Genomic DNA, 18,239 nt, shown 5'->3' with positions numbered 1-18,239 from the left:
GGGACCGCCCTCGTGTTCACCCCGAAGTACCCGAAGCCCGGCACCACCCCCGCCGTCCCCACTCCGGTCACCCCGACCCCGCTCCCGTCCGCCCCGGTCTCCAACCGCCCGGCGGTCCAGCTCACCCCCGGCAGCACGCTCGCCCTCGTCGCTGGCGGCGGCGCCCTGGTCCTCGTCGTCGGCGCGGTCCTGGTCTCCATGCTCCTCGCCGTCGCGATCACCGCCGCGTCCGTCGCCGTCTGCGCTGTCGTCGTCCGCTCAATCCTCAAGGAGCACAAGGCGTGACCCACTCCGCCACCCCGGCGGCCCTGGAACCGGCCGTCCTCGCCGACGTGCTGAGGCTGGCCGGTTCCCCCGGCTTCGACCGCGTCAAAGACCAGATCCGCCGAACGGGCGGCTGCTCCGACCCCATCCACCTGCAAGGCACCACCGTCACCCGCGACCGCGCAACCGGCCAAGTCCTGCACCACTACTCGACCGACGCCGAACCCGGCGGACGCCTCCGGATCGCCTGCGGCAACCGCCGCGCCTCCCGCTGCCCCTCCTGCGCCTGGACCTACGCCGGCGACACCTACCACCTCATCCGCGCGGGCCTCGTCGGAGACCCCGCCAAGGGCACCCCGCACACGATCCGCGACCACCCCCGCGTCTTCGCCACCCTCACCGCCCCGTCCTTCGGCCCGGTCCACAACCGGCCCGGCAACAGGCCCTGCCGCTGCGGCCTCCGCCACCCCGAAGACGCCCCCGAACTCGGCACACCCCTCGACCCCGACACGTACGACTACGCGGGCGCGGTCCTGTGGAACAACCACTCCTCCGACCTGTGGCGCTACTTCACGATCTACCTCCGCCGCGAAATCGCCAAGCGCGCGGGCCTCACGCAGAAAGCCGCCCACGCACAAGCCCGCGTCGCCTTCGGCAAGGTCGCCGAGTACCAGAAGCGCGGGGCAGTCCACTTCCATGCCGTGATCCGCTTCGACGGCCCCGACGGACCGCACGCCACTCCCCCGCACTGGGCCACCCTCGCCCTGCTAACCGACGCCATCCATGCCGCCGCTGCCCGCGTCGCGGTCGACGTCGCCCCGACAGGTGACCAACCCGCCCGCACCTTGCACTGGGGCACCCAGCTCGACGTACAGCCCATCGGCGCCTTCGGCAACGGCGAAGAGATCACCGAACAGGCCGTGGCCTCCTACGTCGCCAAGTACGCCACCAAGGCGGCCGAGACCACCGGCACCGTTGACCGCCGCATCGGCAACAAGGAAGCCCTCATCCTCCTGGCCGTCCCCGACCACCCCGCCCGCCTGATCGCCGCCTGCCTCGACCTCCACCCCCTCTACCCCGGCCGCAAGCTCCGCGACTGGGCCCACATGCTCGGCTTCCGCGGCCACTTCTCCACCAAGTCCCGCCGCTACTCCACCACCCTCGGCGCCCTCCGCCAGACCCGCGCCGACTACCGCGCACGGCAGCAACGCGAAGCCCTCGGCCTCCCCGACCCCGAAGAGCCGACGACCCTCACCCTCGCCCACTGGACCTACGCCGGCCACGGCCACACCCCCGGCGAATCCTGGCTCGCCGCCACCATCCACCGAGACATCCAGCTCAACCGCGAAACCGCCCGCGAGGAACGACACACCCGCTTGGAAGGAGCCACCACATGACCACCCCGCCCCCTACCCTGCTGACCGTCCCGGACGTCATGCTGCGGCTCCAGCTCGGCAAGTCGAAGGTCTACGACCTGATCCGCACCAAGCGCCTGGCGTCCTTCACAGAGGGCCGCGCCCGCCGCATCCCCGAAACCGCCGTACAGGACTACATCCGCACACGGCTTGAGGACGCGGCCTGATGGCGACCCGCCGGAGTCGCGGTGACGGCGGCCTGCACTGGGACGACAAGCGCCAACGCTGGATCGCAACGGCCAGCCTGGGCTTCCTCCCGAACGGCAAGCGAAATGTGAAGCGGGCCAGCGGCAAGACCAAGACAGAAGCCAAGAACAAGCTCAAGAAGGTGCTCCGAGACTACGAAGACGGCCTCGCAATCGCGCCCACCGGCTACACGGTCAAGGACGCGGTGACGGACTGGCTCACGTACGGCCACAGCGGCCTGGCCGCCGGAACAGTCAGAACAGACAAGAGCATGTGCGAGAACCACGTCATCCCAGACCTGGGCGCCCGCAAGCTCCGAGACCTCAGCGCCGACGACGTCGACAAGTGGCTGGCGACCAAAGCAGAGGTACTGAGCACCCGCTCCCTCGAAGTGATCCACTCCTGCCTGAACCGCGCGGTCAAGCGGGCCATGGCGCGCGACAAGGTGAAGCGCAACGTCGTCGAACTGTGCTCGGTCCCCACTGGCCGCCCGGGAAGACCGTCGAAGTCCCTCACCCTGGCTCAGGCGGAAGCGGTACTGAAGGCGGCGGAGGACTCCCCGCACTACGCCTACTTCGTCGTCTCGCTCCTGACCGGTGGCCGCACAGAGGAAATGCGCCCGCTCCGCTGGGACCACGTCGATCTGGAAGGCGACCCGAACGCAGACCCCCCGATCCCGCCCTACATCGCGGTATGGCGCTCGGTCCGCAGCTCTGGCGACACCAAGACCAGAAAGTCCCGCCGCACCCTGGCCCTCCCCAGCCGGGCCGTCGACGCCCTGAAGGTCCAGCGCAAGCGCCAGAAACAACAACGGATCAAGGCTGGCGACAAGTGGAAGGAAACCGGCCTGGTCTTCACATCGACTGTCGGCACGGAGCTGTACGCGATCAGCGTCCGCCGAGAGTTCCGCAAGGTCATCGCCCGCGCGGCAGAGCTGCTGCCCAAGATCGAGCCCTACACCTTCGAGCACGAGACCGAACCCGGCGCCTTCTCCTCCGACCACAGCGCCCACCCCCTCGTGCCGGAGAACTGGACAACCCGAGAGACTCGAACATCCTTCGTCTCGATCCTCTCGGACAAGGGCATCCCCCTCGAAGAGATCTCCCGCCTGGTAGGCCACTCCAGCACCACCGTGACGGAAACGGTGTACCGCAAACAGATCCGCCCAGTGATCCAAACGGGTGCCACCGCCATGGACGAGATCTTCGGAACACCCACTCCCGAGCCCTAGTCACGCACTTAGTCACACAGCAACACCAGAGGGCCCTTACCAACCAAGGTAAGGGCCCTCTGACCTGCCATCCAGCACTCAACCCGGCGAGACCCACCCACGAGCTACTTTGTCCCACCGACAACAGACGCCGACGGGGTTGACCAAGATCACCACCCGCCGGACACCCCTCACCCGGCCTGCGGATCACCCTTCGTATAGGTCAGCCGCTCAACCGCCCCCGGCTTGAAGTCGTTGTCGAGTTTCTTGCCGTTCACCCACAGGTCGATCGCCCCCGCGTCCCCGAGGACGAGGTTGATCTTGCTGCTGTCCTGGAACGTCTTGGACTGACCCTTCTTGAGCAGATCATCGAAGAGCAGCCGGCCGTTGTGGTCCTTGGCGGAGATCCAGCTGCGCCCGTTGGTGGCGCTGACCCGGACGGTCACCTTGTCCTGCGGGGCTGCGGCGATCGCGTCGTCCGAGGGCGCGGGCTGGATGTCGGTGGTGGGCTTGTCGTTCTTCGGCTTGACCGGAGTCGGCGAGGCGGACGGCGCGGGCGTCGTCCCGCTGGCGATCTGATCCTTCCCGTCGCTTTCGCCACCCCCCTTGAAGGCGGTGAAACCGACAAAACCGATCACAGCGACGATCGCGGCGACCATCGCGGCCGTCCAGTTCGGCCCCCTGCGCTCCGGGCGGATACGTTCCGCCTCGAAGAGCGGCGCGGCCGGCGTCGGCGCGGGACGCCCGCCGTGCGAGGCGTCGAAACGGGCGATCAGCGGGGCGGGATCGAGCCGGACGGCGCGGGCCAGCGTACGGATGTGCCCGCGCGCGTAGACGTCGCCGCCGCAGGGCGTGAAGTCGTCCGCCTCGATCGCGTGGACGATGGCGATGCGGATCCGGGTGGCGGTACTGACGTCGTCGACGGTCATACCGGCGGCGATCCGCGCCTGCCGGAGCACATGGCCGATGGAGGGGGCTTCCTCGGAGGAAACGTCTTCGAACGGACGCTCGTCTTCAGGGGAGTTGCCGATGGACACGGGGGCGCCTTTCGAGCGTGTAGCCGCCTGTGCTGGAGATTCAGTTTAGGGGGGGTACAAAAGGGTGGGGCAACCGGGCGGTCGGACTTTGTACGCCATCGGTATGGCATCGGTATGACCGGACACGCCGACGGCGAGACGGTGAGGGCCCAGCATGAGGCCCTTACCTGTCCTTCGCTCAACTGGACGTACGACAAAGGGAAACGGTTGCCCGACGATCTCTAACGGGTGAGTCACGAAGATCGCCGTCCACGCACCCCGCCCGCCCCAGCCGTCCACGCACCCCGCCCAGCCGCCCCGAGGCCCCGGCCGCCCCGACGCACCGGCCCTCACCCGGACCGCCCCGCGGCAGCCCCTGACGCCCCCGCCCCGGCCCGCCGACAGCCGCCCTACCCCCCAACCGCCCCGGCCACTGCACAAACCCCGCCCGAAGCCCCCCGAAGCCCTCCCCGAGCCCTCCCCCTCAGCCCCCTCCCCTGATCACGTCCAGCACCCCGTCCAGCTCCTCCGGCTTCACCAGCACATCCCGAGCCTTGGACCCCTCGCTCGGCCCCACGACCCCCCGCGACTCCATGAGGTCCATCAGCCGCCCGGCCTTCGCGAACCCCACCCGCAGCTTGCGCTGCAGCATGGACGTCGACCCGAACTGCGTGGACACGACCAACTCGGCCGCCTGGCACAGCAGATCCAGATCGTCGCCGATCTCCTCGTCGATCTCCTTCTTCTGCTTCGTCCCGGTGGTGACGTCGTCCCGGAAGACCGGCGCCATCTGGTCCTTGCAGTGCTGGACGACGGCCGCGACCTCGGCCTCGGTGACGAACGCCCCCTGCATACGGACCGGCTTGTTCGCGCCCATCGGCAGGAACAGTCCGTCGCCCTTGCCGATCAGCTTCTCCGCGCCGGGCTGGTCGAGGATGACCCGCGAGTCGGCGAGGGAGGACGTCGCGAACGCGAGCCGGGAGGGCACATTGGCTTTGATCAGACCGGTGACGACGTCGACGGACGGCCGCTGCGTCGCGAGCACCAGGTGGATGCCCGCCGCGCGCGCGAGCTGCGTGATACGCACGATCGAGTCCTCGACGTCCCGGGGCGCGACCATCATCAGGTCGGCCAGCTCGTCGACGATGACCAGCAGGTACGGGTACGGCTTCAGCTCCCGCTCACTGCCCTCGGGCGTCTTGAGCTTGCCCTCGCGGATGGCCTGGTTGAAGTCGTCGATGTGCCGGTACCCGAACGCCGCGAGGTCGTCGTAGCGCAGGTCCATCTCCCGGACGACCCACTGCAGCGCCTCGGCCGCGCGCTTGGGGTTGGTGATGATCGGCGTGATCAGGTGCGGGATGCCCTCGTACGCGGTCAGCTCGACCCGTTTGGGGTCGACGAGCACCATCCGGACGTCCTCGGGGGTCGCCCGGCACATGATCGACGTGATCAGACAGTTGATGCACGAGGACTTACCGGACCCGGTGGCCCCGGCGACGAGGATGTGCGGCATCTTCGCCATGTTCGCCATGACGTACCCGCCCTCGACGTCCTTGCCGAGCGCCACCAGCATCGGATGGTCGTCCTCGGCGGCGTCCGCGAGCCGCAGCACGTCCCCGACGTTGACCATCTCCCGGTCGGTGTTCGGGATCTCGATCCCGACGGCCGACTTCCCGGGGATCGGGCTGATGATCCGTACGTCGGGACTGGCGACGGCGTACGCGATGTTCTTGGTCAGCGCGGTGATCCGCTCGACCTTGACGGCGGGCCCCAGCTCGACCTCGTAGCGCGTGACCGTCGGCCCGCGCGTGAAGCCGGTGACGGCGGCATCGACCTTGAACTCGGTGAAGACGTTCGTCAGGGACGCGACGACGGCGTCGTTGGCCTCGCTGCGGGCCTTGCCGGGGCCACCGCGCTCCAGGAGGTCCAGGGAGGGCAGCGAGTACGTGATGTCCCCGGCGAGCTGGAGCTGCTCCGCGCGCGGGGGCAGGTCGCGCATCTCCTCCGGCGGCGCCTTGGTCAGGTCGGGCACTATCCCCGGCGTGAGCTTCTCCTGCTTGGGCCGCGCCGCCGGCACAGGGGTCGGCCGGGTCGGCTCGCGGTCCCCGACGCTGACGCCCTGCGTGAGGTCGGCGACCAGCGGCGAGGGCGGCATGCCGTGCAGGACGGCACCGTCGAGGTCCGCGGCGGCGGCCGCCGCGATGTCCACGGCGTCCATCTGCCGGTCCCCGGAGGGCTGGGGCACCCCGGGACGCCTGGAGCGCCCGCGACGCCGCGAGAGGGCCGCTTCCTCCGCGTCCTCGGGGTCGTACGCCTCGCCCCCGGCCGTCCGTCGGCGCGGGCGCCCGGGCAGCGCCTCGCGCCACTGCTCGTCGTACCGCTCGTCGTCGTCGGCGTACTCGTCGTCTTCTTCCGGGTCGTGCAGCACCCCCAGCTTGACGCCGAGCAGCCGCAGCCGCTGCGGGATCGCGTTGACCGGGGTGGCCGTGACGACGAGCAGCCCGAAGACCGTCAGCAGCACCAGGAGGGGTACGGCGAGGACCTCCGTCATCGCGAAGGTCAGCGGCGTCGCCGCCGCCCACCCGACGAGCCCGCCGGCGTCCCTTATGGCCTGCATCCCGTCACTGCGCGCGGGCGACCCGCACGCGATGTGCACCTGCCCGAGCACACCGATCAGCAGCGCGGACAGCCCGATGACGATCCGGCCGTTGGCCTCGGGCTTCTCCGGATGCCGCACGAACCGTACGGCGATCACCGCGAGCAGGATCGGCACCAGCAGGTCGAGCCGCCCGAAGGCCCCGGTCACCAGGATCTCGACGAGGTCCCCGACGGGCCCCTTCAGATCGGCCCAGGTCCCCGCCGCGACGATCAGCGCCAGCCCGAACAGCAGCAGCGCGACGCCATCCTTGCGATGCGCCGGGTCGAGGTTCTTCGCACCGTTCCCTATCCCCCGGAACACCGCCCCCACGGCATGCGCGAGCCCCAGCCACAGGGCGCGTACGAGGCGGTAGACACCGCCGGTGGGACTGGGCGCCGGCTTGGGCGGCGCGGCCTTCTTCGCCGCGGCCTTCCTGGCGGGCGCCTTCTTCGCCGGGGCTTTCTTCGCTACGGCCTTCTTCGCCGGAGCCTTCGCGGGAGCCGCGGCCTTCTTCGCGGGCTGCTTCTTGGCTGCGGAGGGACGTGAGGCCATGGTGGTGAGCGTACCGGCGCGAGCAACACAGGACACGTGTGCTTACAGCTTCACCCGTTCGTGTCGCCCCCAACGAACCCCGAAACTGACGCCACGACGAAACCGGTACCCCACAAGCCAGTTGTCTCAGGGGCGGCACGGGTGGGCTGGGGGTCCCCCTGCTCGAAGAGCTTGGGGGAGGCACCCCAGCCGCTCCCCACCCGCCCTCTCAGCCCTGCGAGGGCACCGTAGGCGCACCGCCCCCGGTCCCCGGCTCCAACGCGTCCAGCGCCCGCCGCAACCCCGTCAACTTCCGCTCCAGATGCGCCGCGGTGGCAACCGCAGCCGCATCCGCGGAGTCATCGTCGAGCTGCTTCGACAACGCCTCGGCCTGCTCCTCGACCGCCGCGAGCCGCGCGGACAGCTCCGCGAGCAACCCCGGCGCCTCCTTGCTCCCGTCGGCGCTCGGCCGCCCGTTCCCGTCGAGCTGGAGCCGCAACAGAGCCGCCTGCTCCCGGAGCTGACAGTTCTTCATGTAGAGCTCGACGAAGACCGAGACCTTCGCCCGCAGCACCCACGGATCGAACGGCTTGGAGATGTAGTCCACCGCCCCCGCCGCGTACCCCCGGAACGTGTGGTGCGGTCCGTGGTTGATCGCGGTGAGGAAGATGATCGGGATGTCCCTGGTCCGCTCCCGACGCTTGATGTGCGCGGCCGTCTCGAATCCATCCATTCCCGGCATCTGGACGTCCAGCAGAATGACCGCGAAGTCGTCCGTCAGCAGTGCTTTGAGCGCCTCTTCCCCGGACGATGCCCGCACCAGTGTCTGGTCCAGCGCCGAGAGGATCGCCTCCAGCGCCAGCAGATTCTCCGGCCGGTCATCGACCAGGAGGATCTTGGCCTTCTGCACCATGGCCCGCCCTCCTCGCCCCGGCAGTGCACCGGGCGCCGCCCCTGGGGACGACATCCTTTGCGCCGCCCTTCCTTGTGCCGGTCATGGTAGCCGCACCCCGACCGTCGCCACACCCTGTCACCGCGATGTCACAGTGCACGTAGCAGGAACGTGGCGGGGGACCAGAAGGTTCCCCGAACACCGTCCCGCTGCCCAGCGCCGACCACCCTGAGTCAGCGCGTCACGGCACCTCCACACCCTTTCCGTCACCCTTCCCGCATCCACTGCTCCATCACGGACAGCAGATGGTCGGGGTCCACGGGCTTGGTCACGTAGTCGGACGCGCCGGACTCGATGGCCTTCTCCCGGTCGCCCTTCATCGCCTTCGCGGTGAGCGCGATGATCGGCAGCCCGGAGAACTGCGGCATCCTGCGGATCGCGGACGTCGTGGCGTACCCGTCCATCTCCGGCATCATGATGTCCATCAGGACGACCGCCACGTCGTCGTGCTGCTCCAGCACCTCGATGCCCTCGCGCCCGTTCTCGGCGTACAGCACCGACAGCCCGTGCTGTTCGAGGACGCTGGTGAGCGCGAACACGTTGCGGATGTCGTCGTCGACGATGAGCACCTTGTCGCCGCCGAAGCGGATGTTCACGCGCGCGTGGGCCGTCGCCCGCCCGTTCTCCTCGCCACCCGCCGACCGCCGCCGGCGCCGGAAGAGGGCCGCGGCGCCGTTCTGGGTCTCGTGGTACGACCGGACCTCGGCCGGCGTCTCGATCTCCGGCTCGGCCGGTCCCGTCAGCTCCTTGAGGCCGTTCTCGGAGGCGACCAGGTCACCCGCCTCCAGCGCCGGTACGACCTGCTGGTAGCCCTGCGGAGGCAGCTCGCTCGGCCGCAGCGGCAGGTACAGGGTGAACGTCGAGCCGCGTCCCGGCTCGCTCTGGGCGTAGATCTCGCCGCCGAGCAGCTGCGCGATCTCCCGCGAGATCGACAGCCCGAGCCCTGTCCCCCCGTACTTGCGGCTCGTCGTCCCGTCGGCCTGTTTGAACGCCTCGAAGATCACCCGCATCTTGCTCGCCGCGATCCCGATCCCGGTGTCGGTGACGGAGAACGCGATCATCGGGGCGTCCGCGTCGGTCAGCGAACCGGTCTCCAGCAACTGCTGCCGGATCACGACGGGGACGTCCGCACCGGCGGGCCGGATCACCAGCTCCACGGAGCCGGAGTCGGTGAACTTCACCGCGTTGGACAGCAGGTTGCGCAGCACCTGCAACAGGCGCTGCTCGTCGGTGTGGAGGGTGGCGGGCAGCTCCGGGGAGACCCGTACGGACAGGTCGAGGCCCTTCTCGGCGGTCAGCGGCCGGAAGGTGGCCTCCACGTAGTCCACGAGCTGGACGAGGGCGATGCGCGTCGGGGAGACGTCCATCTTGCCGGCCTCGACCTTCGACAGGTCGAGGATGTCGTTGATGAGCTGGAGCAGGTCGGACCCGGCGCCGTGGATGGTCTCGGCGAACTCGACCTGCTTCGGGGAGAGGTTGCCCTCGGCGTTGTCCGCGAGCAGCTTCGCGAGGATGAGCAGCGAGTTGAGCGGGGTGCGCAGCTCGTGCGACATGTTGGCGAGGAACTCGCTCTTGTACCGCATGGACACGGCGAGTTGCTCGGCGCGCTCCTCCAGGACCTGCCGGGCCTCCTCGATCTCGGTGTTCTTGACCTCGATGTCCCGGTTCTGCCGGGCCAGCAGCTCGGCCTTCTCCCCCAGTTCGGCGTTGGACGCCTGGAGCGCCTTCTGCCGCTGCTCCAGCTCGCCGGAGCGCTCCTGGAGCTGTTCGGTCAGCTCCTGCGACTGCTTGAGCAGCCGCTCGGTCTTGGTGTTGACGGAGATCGTGTTGACGCTCGTCGCGATCATCTCGGCGATCTGGTACAGGAAGTCCTTCTGGATCTGCGTGAACTCCCCGAAGGACGCCAGCTCGATCACCCCGAGTACCTTGCCCTCGAACAGCACCGGCAGGACGATCACCTGCGCGGGCGGCGCCTCCCCGAGGCCCGAGGAGATCTTCAGGTAGCCGCTGGGCGCGTTGGACACGAGGATCGTGCGCTTCTCCAGCGCGGCCGTCCCCACGAGCGCCTCACCGGGCCTGAACGACGTCGGCATGGACCCCATGGAGTAGCCGTACGACCCGAGCATGCGCAGCTCGTACTGGTCGGGCCCGGCGTCGGGGGTCGGCATGCCGAGGAAGAACGCGCCGTGCTGGGCGGCGACCAGCGGCGGCAGCTCGCTCATGATCAGCGAGGCGACGTCGACCTGGTCGCGGCGCCCCTGCAGCAGGGCCGACACACGCGCGAGGTTGCCCTTCAGCCAGTCCTGCTCCTTGTTGGCGATCGTGGTGTCGCGCAGGTTGGCGATCATCTTGTTGATGTAGTCCTGGAGTTCCTGGATCTCACCCGAAGCGTCCACGTCGATCTTGAGGCTGAGGTCGCCCCTGGTCACCGCCGTCGCCACCCGGGACATCGCGCGCACCTGCCGGGTGAGGTTCCCGGCCATCTCGTTGACGGACTCGGTGAGGTCGCGCCACGTCCCGTCGACGTCCCGCACGCGCGCCTGTCCGCCGAGCTGCCCCTCGGTGCCCACCTCGCGCGCGACGCGCGTGACCTCCTCGGCGAACGACGACAGCTGGTCGACCATCGTGTTGATGGTCGTCTTCAGTTCGAGGATCTCCCCGCGCGCGTCGATGTCGATCTTCTTGGTGAGGTCGCCGTTGGCGATGGCCGTCGTCACCATGGCGATGTTGCGGACCTGTCCGGTCAGGTTGGACGCCATCTGGTTCACCGACTCGGTGAGGTCCTTCCAGGTCCCCGACACGCCGGGTACGTTCGCCTGCCCGCCCAGGATGCCGTCCGTACCCACCTCGCGGGCCACGCGCGTGACCTGGTCGGCGAACGAACTCAGCGTCCGCACCATGGTGTTGAAGGTGTCCGCGAGCTGCGCGACCTCGCCGCGCGCCTCGATCGTCACCTGCCGGGTCAGGTCGCCGTTGGCGACGGCGGCGGCGACCTGGGAGATGTTGCGCACCTGGATGGTCAGGTTCTTGGCCATCAGGTTGACGTTGCCGCTGAGGTCCTTCCAGATGCCGGTGACCCCGGGTACGTGCGCCTGCCCGCCCAGGATGCCTTCGGTGCCCACCTCGCGCGCGACGCGGGTCACCTGCTCGGCGAACGAGGAGAGCTGGTCGACCATCGTGTTGACGGTCGTCACCAGTTCGAGGATCTCGCCCTTGGCGTCGACGGTGATCTTCTTCGACAGGTCGCCCTTGGCGACGGCGGTGGTGACCTCGGCGATGTTGCGGAGCTGGGTGGTCAGGTTGTTCGCCATGAAGTTGACGGACTGGGTGAGGTCCTTCCAGGTCCCGGAGACGCCCTGCACCTCCGCCTGCCCGCCGAGGATGCCCTCGGTGCCCACCTCGCGCGCGACGCGGGTCACCTGTTCCGCGAACGACGACAGCTGGTCCACCATCGTGTTCAGCGTGTTCTTCAGCTCCAGGATCTCCCCGCGCGCGTCCACGGTGATCTTCTGGGAGAGGTCACCGCGCGCGACCGCCGTGGCGACCTGCGCGATGTTGCGGACCTGGCCGGTCAGGTTGGACGCCATGCCGTTCACGGAGTCCGTGAGGTCCCGCCACACCCCGGCCACCCCGGGGACCTGTGCCTGCCCGCCGAGCCGCCCGTCGGTGCCCACCTCGCGGGCCACCCGGGTCACCTGCTCGGCGAACGAGGACAGCTGGTCGACCATCGTGTTGATGGTGTCCTTCAGCTCCAGGATCTCCCCGCGCGCGTCCACGTCGATCTTCTGCGACAGGTCACCGCGCGCCACCGCTGTCGTCACCTGAGCGATCTGACGCACCTGAGAGGTCAGATTTCCCGCCATGAAGTTGACGGAATCGGTCAGTTCCTTCCACGTCCCGGACACCCCGTCCACCCGCGCCTGACCGCCGAGCCGCCCCTCCGTGCCCACGTCCCGGGCCACCTTGGTGACCTGGTCCGCGAAGAGCGACAGCTGGTCGACCATCCGGTTCACGGTGTTCTTCAGCTGGAGCATCTCGCCGGAGACGTCGACGGTCACCTTCTGCGACAGATCACCGTTGGCCACGGCCGTCGTCACCTGGGCGATGTTCCGGACCTGACCGGTCAGGTTGCGGAACGCCGTGTTGACGGAGTCCGTGAGGTCCTTCCAGGTACCCGCCGCGTCCGACACCTGCGCCTGACCGCCCAGCTCACCCTCGACGCCGATCTCCCGCGCCACCCGGGTCACCTCGGCACCGAACGCCGAGAGCTGGTCCACCATCCCGTTGACGGTGTTCTTCAGCTCCAGCATCTCGCCGGCCACGTCGACGGTCACCTTCTGCGACAGATCACCGTTGGCCACGGCCGTCGTCACATAGGCGATGTCCCGCACCTGCGTGGTGAGGTTGCGGAACACCGTGTTGACCGAGTCGGTCAGATCCTTCCAGGTCCCCGACACACCGGGTACGTTCGCCTGCCCGCCCAGGCGCCCCTCGGAGCCCGTCTCGTTGGCGACGCGCGTGACCTCGTCCGCGAAGGTCCGCAGGGTCTCCGTCATCTGGTTGATCGTGTCCGCGAGCTGCGCGACCTCCCCGCGCGCGAGGACGGTCACCTTGCGCGACAGGTCGCCGTTGGCGACCGCCGTCGTCACCTCCGAGATCCCGCGCACCTGCGCCGTCAGGTTCCCGGCCATCGTGTTCACGGAGTCGGTGAGCTCTTTCCACACCCCGTCCACGCCGCGCACCTGCGCCTGCCCGCCCAGGATGCCTTCGGTGCCCACCTCGCGGGCCACCCGGGTCACCTCGGAGGAGAACGCCGACAGCCGGTCGACCATCGCGTTGACGGTCTCCTTCAGCTCCAGCATCTCGCCGGCCACATGGACGGTCACCTTGCGCGACAGATCACCGTTGGCCACGGCCGTCGTCACGAGCGCGATGTCACGCACCTGTGCGGTCAAACGGTCCGCCATGGTGTTGACCGATTCGGTCAGATCCTTCCACGAACCGGACATTCCCCGAACCTGCGCCTGCCCGCCGAGCTTCCCCTCGGTGCCCACCTCGCTGGCCACGCGCGTGACCTCGTCGGTGAACGTCGACAGCTGGTCGACCAGGTTGTTGACGACCCGTCCGACCTTGAGGAACTCGCCCCGCAGCGGATGCCCGGCCCCCTCCGGCATGTGCGCGCGCAGCTCCATGCGCGGCGACAGATCGCCCTCCGCGACCGCCGACAGCACCCGGCTGACCTCGGACACCGGCCGCGCCAGATCGTCGACCAGGGAGTTCGAGGCGTCGATGGCAGCCGCCCACGACCCCTCGCAGACGCCCGTCTCCAGCCGCTCGGTGAGCTTGCCCTCGCGCCCCACCACGCGCCGTACCCGCGCCAGTTCACCCGTCAGATGCAGGTTCCGGTCGGCGACCTCGTTGTAGACGGCCGCGATCTCCGACATCACACCGTCGCCGGACACCGTGAGCCGCTTGCGGAAGTTGCCGTCCCGCATGGACACCAGGGCTGCCAGAAGACGGTTCAGGGCGGCCGTGTCCACCACGGTCGTCCCTCCCGCGCGTGAGGCACGCGTCCTGTTCAGGGACGTCCCGCCCTTCGCGCGCGTCTTCGTGCCCCGCGTCGCTGCGCCAGACTCCACTTGTCCCTCCCGCACGGGTCGACCTCTTTCCGGTACCGCTGCCCGATGTAATCAGGCCACAGTGAAGGCTGCTGCCCGACGTACACGGAAGACACCCAGTCTGCCCGGACCTTCACAAGAAGCTTGCCCAGTGTTTCACCCTCACCGAACACGGCCATAACACTTCGGCGGCTGCGCACATCGTCCGCACACTCCGGGTACGGGAAACACGGGCGACCGGCATCCGCGCGGCCCCGGAAGGTCAGTAACCTTGCACACGGCTGTCCAGCCGCGCCGGCCCGACCCGGCCTGGGCGGTGGCACGAGCACGAGCGGGCATCGGAGGGGCGGCCGACGTAATGACCACCGGACTGATTCCCGGGGGACAGCCCCCGGACCCCCGGCCGACCGGCACGCGCCCGCCCCAGCCACGCCACCCGGACGACCGGGAAGCACTGTCCGCCGACGACCGGCCGAGGAGTCCTGTGATCACCGCGCGCGCGGCTGCCAGTTTCGAGCCTGCGGGACGGTCGGTCGCGACCGCCCGCGCGTTCGTCCGCGACACCCTCCAGGGGTGGGGCTTCGCCGACATCGTGGACGACGCCGTCGTCCTCACCAGCGAACTCGTCACCAACGCGGTCATCCACGCGGGCACCCACGCCGACGTCCTGTGCCTGCGCAGCGACGACGGCGTACGCATCGAGGTCGCCGACCGCTACCCGGAGCGCGAGATCCCCCTCCAGGGCGCCCTGCCCGCCATGAGCAACCCCGACCGCGAGGGCGGGCGCGGCCTCCAGCTGTGCGCGGCCATCGCGGGGCGCTGGGGCGTCGAGTACACGCCCACCCACAAGAACGTCTGGTTCCAACTGGCCCTCCCCGAACGGGCCGTCGGCACCCGCTCGGCCGGCCCGTCCCTGCCGGTGGGCCTCCTGCCGCTCACCGACGGCCGGGTCCGCGTCGCCGTCGTCCAGATCGACCGCACAGGCTCGATCTCCGCCTGGAACGAGGACGCCGAGGAGCTCTTCGGCTACCCCTCCGACCAGGTCATCGGCAAACCCCTCACCGACCTCGCCGCCTGGCCGCACACCCCGGGCACCGCGACCGGCATCGCCGAGGCGCTCCAGCTCTCCCGCTGGGAGGGCAGCTACGGCATCCGCGGCTCCGACGGCCGTGTCACCCCCGTCTACGCCTCCCACCTGCGCGTCCGCGACACCGGCGGCGAACCCTCCACGGTCTGTCTCCTGGTCCGCGACCACGAGCGCGCGGTCCTCCAGACCCCGGCCCGCGTCCCGGCCGGCGACGCCGCCGCCTCCTCGGACTCCACGAACGCCGACCCGTTCGAGGTGTTCATCGGCTCCCCCGCGCCGGACGACCTCGACGGCCTCCTCCAGCGCACGGTGGAGCGCGCCCGCGACATGCTCGACGCGGACGCCGCCTTCCTGCTCCTCGCCACGGACGACGAGACGGAGCTGGAGGTACGCGCCTCGACCGGCCTGCCCTCCACCCGCCAGCGCTTCGCCCGCGTCCCCGTCGAGGCGGGCCCCGGCCGCTACGGCTCCGCGCGCATGCCCGCCGTCCACGAGGACCTGACGGCCGTCCCCGGCGCCGTACCGCTGCTCAACGGCACCGGGATGCGCGCGGTCGTCACCGTCCCGCTGAAGGTCGAGGGGCGCCTCACCGGCTCCCTGGGCGTCGCCTCCGAGTCGCCGGGCCGCTACTCCAACGAGGAGGCGCTGCGCCTCCAGTTCGCCGCCGACCGGATCGCCCTCGCCGTCGAGTCCGCGCGTCTCGGTGAGCTGGAGCGGCTGCGCCGAGGCTCGCTCAGCTTCCTCGTCGAGGCGTCCGACCTCCTCGCCGGCACCCTGGACCGCGACCAGACCCTCGCCCTGATGGCCCAGATGACGGTGCCGACGCTGGCGACCTGGTGCGCCGTGTACACGATCGCCGACCAGGCGTCGGACCCGTACCTGTCGTACGTCCTGCACGAGGACGAGGAACTCATCGACGGCATCAAGTCCCTGCTGTCGAAGACCGCGCCGCCCGACCCGGTCCCCACCCCCGGCGCGCGCGTGTGGACCGCCCCCGGGCAGGCCGCCCACGAAGCGGCCCTGCGCAGCTCGATGCGCAGCCTCGGCCTCGCGGGCGGCCCCACGCACCCGGTGTCCTCGGGCATCGGCCCCACCCTCGCCACGGCCTCCGCGGTCGGCGGCGAGACCGTCGTCCTCCCCCTGGTCGCCCGCAACCGCGTCATCGGCATGCTGACCCTCGGCAAACCGACCGACGAACACTTCCGCCAGGAGATCCTGGAACTCGCCGAGGACCTCTCCCGCCGAGCCGCCCTGGCCCTCGACAACGCCCGCCTCTACTCGGAGCGCACGGCCATCAGCCAGGCCCTCCAACGCAGCCTCCTGCCCCCGGGCCTGCCCGAGATCGACGGCGTCGAGGTCGACGTCATCTACCGCGCGGCCGGCGAGGGCAACGAGGTCGGCGGCGACTTCTACGACGTCTTCCCCATCAGCGACGGCGCGTACGGCTTCGCCATCGGCGACGTCTGCGGCACCGGCCCCAACGCCGCCGCCGTCACCGGCCTCGCCCGCCACGCCCTGCGCCTGCTCGCCCGCGAGGGCCTCAGCGGCCCGGCGGTACTGGAGCGCCTCAACTCCGCGATCCTCGACGAGGGTTCCCGCAGCCGCTTCCTGACCCTCCTGTACGGCGAGCTGCGGCCCCAGGAGGACGGCAGCGCCGAGCTGAAGGTCGTGTGCGCCGGCCACCCCCTCCCACTGCGCCTGCGCCAGGACGGCACGGTCGAGCCCGCCGCGGAACCCCAGCCGCTCCTGGGCGTCATCGAGGACCTCGACCTGTACGAGCAGACGGTCACCCTCGACCCGGGCGACGTCCTCCTGTGCGTCACCGACGGCGTCACCGAACGCCGCGAGGGCACCCGCATGCTGGGCGACGACGGCCTCGCCGACGTCCTCACCACCTGCACCGGCCTCACCGCGGGCGCGGTCGCCGCCCGCATCATGCGCGCCGTGGAACGCTTCGCGTCGGACGCCCCCTCGGACGACATGGCCATTCTCGCGATGCGGGTGGCGTGACGGCGGCGAGGTCATGAGGGCATGAGAAAACCCCCTGCCCAGAAAGGCAGGGGGTTTATTTCTGAGCCCCCAAACGGAATCGAACCGTTGACCTTCTCCTTACCATGGAGACGCTCTACCGACTGAGCTATAGGGGCCTTGTCGCCTTTTGGGTCATTTCCCTCGCGGCAACAAGAAGATCGTACCCCGAACGAGCAGGTATTCCCAAACCCGTTCAGTACGCCGGCTGCAACAACCCGCCGAGCGCATTGCACGCTGACACTATGCGCTGCATGTCCCGCTTCGTCAGCGCCGCGTCGACCGGCAGCGCCAGCGTCTGATCGGCGGCCCGCTCGGTCTCCGGCAACGACACGCACCGCCGGAACTCCGGCAGCCGGTGCACCGGCGTCTTCACCGGCACCCGGCAGGCAACTCCCTTGCCCCGCAAGGCCCGCGCGAAGGCGTCCCGGTCCGGCCGCCCGTTCCCCGGCACCCTCACCACGTACTGCTGGTACGTGTGCCCGTCCCCACCGTCCGGCGTCCACACCCCCCGCAGCCGCGCATCCAGATAAGCCGCCCGCTCCCGCCGCTGAGCGACCTCGTCGACGGCCCCTCCCCCGTCCCCCTCCTCCAGCACCAGCAGCCCCCGCCGCGCCCCGACGTCCCGCAACCGCCCCATGTCCGCCGGCCGCCCGAAGCGGTGAACGACAACAACAGCCGCCGTACGGGGAGTTACGACCGACTCGACGGCCAGCGCGTCGAGGCAGTAACTCACCGGGTCCACATCCGCGAACACCGGCATCGCACCCACCCGGGCCACCTCTTCGGCGATCTCGGTGTTCCCGAAGGCCGGCACGACGACCTCGTCACCGAGTCCTACGCCCGCAGCCCTGAGCATTGCTCCAGTACCCATGGTGGGATGGTCGACGCGGAACGTGAACTCGAAGTGACGGAAAACAAAAAAGAGGTAGGCCCTGAACCGAAGTTCAGGGCCTACCTCTAAAAGGAGTTCGGCGGCGTCCTACTCTCCCACAGGGTCCCCCCTGCAGTACCATCGGCGCTGTAAGGCTTAGCTTCCGGGTTCGGAATGTAACCGGGCGTTTCCCTCACGCTATAACCACCGAAACACTATGAAACTGTCCAACCGCACCGCATTTGATCATGCGGGGTTGTTCGTGGTTTCAGAACCAACACAGTGGACGCGAGCAACTGAGGACAAGCCCTCGGCCTATTAGTACCAGTCACCTCCACCCCTTACAGGGCTTCCAGATCTGGCCTATCAACCCAGTCGTCTACTGGGAGCCTTACCCTCTCAAGGAGGTGGGAACACTCA

General features: G+C 69.5%; 10 protein-coding genes, 1 tRNA gene and 2 rRNA genes. 5 read left to right on the top strand and 8 right to left on the bottom strand.

Features of this window, described 5'->3' with window-relative positions; genetic code table 11:
- The first annotated feature begins 12 nt into the window (after positions 1–12).
- Genes ACLZOT_RS04805 through ACLZOT_RS04790 form a run of 4 tightly spaced genes read left to right on the top strand, consistent with a single transcriptional unit; the run spans position 13 to position 3,096 of the window.
- Positions 13–285 (top strand): SpdD protein, encoded by a 273-nt coding sequence (locus ACLZOT_RS04805; RefSeq protein WP_416967443.1) that lies wholly within the window; start codon positions 13–15, stop codon positions 283–285.
- Positions 282–1,661 carry a replication initiator protein RepSA gene (repSA, locus tag ACLZOT_RS04800; protein WP_416967442.1) on the top strand — a complete coding sequence of 460 codons (1,380 nt, stop codon included), beginning with the start codon at positions 282–284 and terminating at the stop codon, positions 1,659–1,661. The genes ACLZOT_RS04805 and repSA overlap by 4 nt, the downstream gene beginning before the upstream one ends.
- Positions 1,658–1,846 (top strand): helix-turn-helix domain-containing protein, encoded by a 189-nt coding sequence (locus ACLZOT_RS04795; protein WP_416967441.1) that lies wholly within the window; start codon positions 1,658–1,660, stop codon positions 1,844–1,846. Before repSA ends, ACLZOT_RS04795 begins: the two co-directional genes overlap by 4 nt.
- Complete coding sequence (locus ACLZOT_RS04790) at positions 1,846–3,096, top strand: tyrosine-type recombinase/integrase (RefSeq protein WP_416967440.1); 1,251 nt, start codon at positions 1,846–1,848, stop codon at positions 3,094–3,096. Before ACLZOT_RS04795 ends, ACLZOT_RS04790 begins: the two co-directional genes overlap by 1 nt.
- A 170-nt stretch (positions 3,097–3,266) precedes the next feature.
- Here the strand turns inward: ACLZOT_RS04790 and ACLZOT_RS04785 are convergent, their stop codons facing one another.
- The 4 genes from ACLZOT_RS04785 to ACLZOT_RS04770 form a co-directional block, all read right to left on the bottom strand.
- Positions 3,267–4,112, bottom strand: a complete 846-nt coding sequence (locus tag ACLZOT_RS04785; RefSeq protein ID WP_416967439.1) for a helix-turn-helix domain-containing protein — start codon at positions 4,110–4,112, stop codon at positions 3,267–3,269.
- Between the two features lie 463 nt (positions 4,113–4,575).
- Positions 4,576–7,281: a DNA translocase FtsK gene (locus tag ACLZOT_RS04780; protein ID WP_416967438.1), complete on the bottom strand. Its 2,706-nt coding sequence runs from the start codon at positions 7,279–7,281 to the stop codon at positions 4,576–4,578.
- Positions 7,282–7,489: 208 nt separating this feature from the next.
- A complete protein-coding gene (locus ACLZOT_RS04775) occupies positions 7,490–8,173 on the bottom strand; it encodes a response regulator (protein WP_416967437.1) in 684 nt (227 codons plus the stop codon).
- A gap of 245 nt (positions 8,174–8,418) precedes the next feature.
- The gene (locus ACLZOT_RS04770) at positions 8,419–13,851 is read right to left on the bottom strand and encodes a HAMP domain-containing protein (RefSeq protein ID WP_416967436.1); all 5,433 of its coding nucleotides are present in this window, start codon (positions 13,849–13,851) and stop codon (positions 8,419–8,421) included.
- Positions 13,852–14,188: 337 nt separating this feature from the next.
- On the opposite strand from ACLZOT_RS04770, the gene ACLZOT_RS04765 reads away from it, so the two are divergent.
- Complete coding sequence (locus ACLZOT_RS04765; protein ID WP_416967435.1) at positions 14,189–16,927, top strand: SpoIIE family protein phosphatase; 2,739 nt, start codon at positions 14,189–14,191, stop codon at positions 16,925–16,927.
- A gap of 64 nt (positions 16,928–16,991) precedes the next feature.
- On the opposite strand, the gene ACLZOT_RS04760 is transcribed toward ACLZOT_RS04765, so the two are convergent.
- From ACLZOT_RS04760 to ACLZOT_RS04745, 4 genes are all read right to left on the bottom strand, one after another.
- Positions 16,992–17,064: transfer RNA gene (locus tag ACLZOT_RS04760), tRNA-Thr, on the bottom strand.
- A 77-nt stretch (positions 17,065–17,141) separates the two neighbouring features.
- Positions 17,142–17,819 (bottom strand): DegT/DnrJ/EryC1/StrS family aminotransferase, encoded by a 678-nt coding sequence (locus ACLZOT_RS04755; protein WP_416967434.1) that lies wholly within the window; start codon positions 17,817–17,819, stop codon positions 17,142–17,144.
- Positions 17,820–17,914: 95 nt separating this feature from the next.
- Positions 17,915–18,031 (bottom strand): 5S ribosomal RNA (rrf, locus tag ACLZOT_RS04750).
- 86 nt (positions 18,032–18,117) lie between these two features.
- Positions 18,118–18,239 (bottom strand): 23S ribosomal RNA (locus ACLZOT_RS04745); the annotation flags it as partial.

It is taken from the genome of Streptomyces sp. 4F14 (assembly GCF_048159485.1).
Classification (GTDB): Bacteria; Actinomycetota; Actinomycetes; order Streptomycetales; family Streptomycetaceae; genus Streptomyces.
This window is presented reverse-complemented; position numbering and strand designations above follow the sequence as displayed.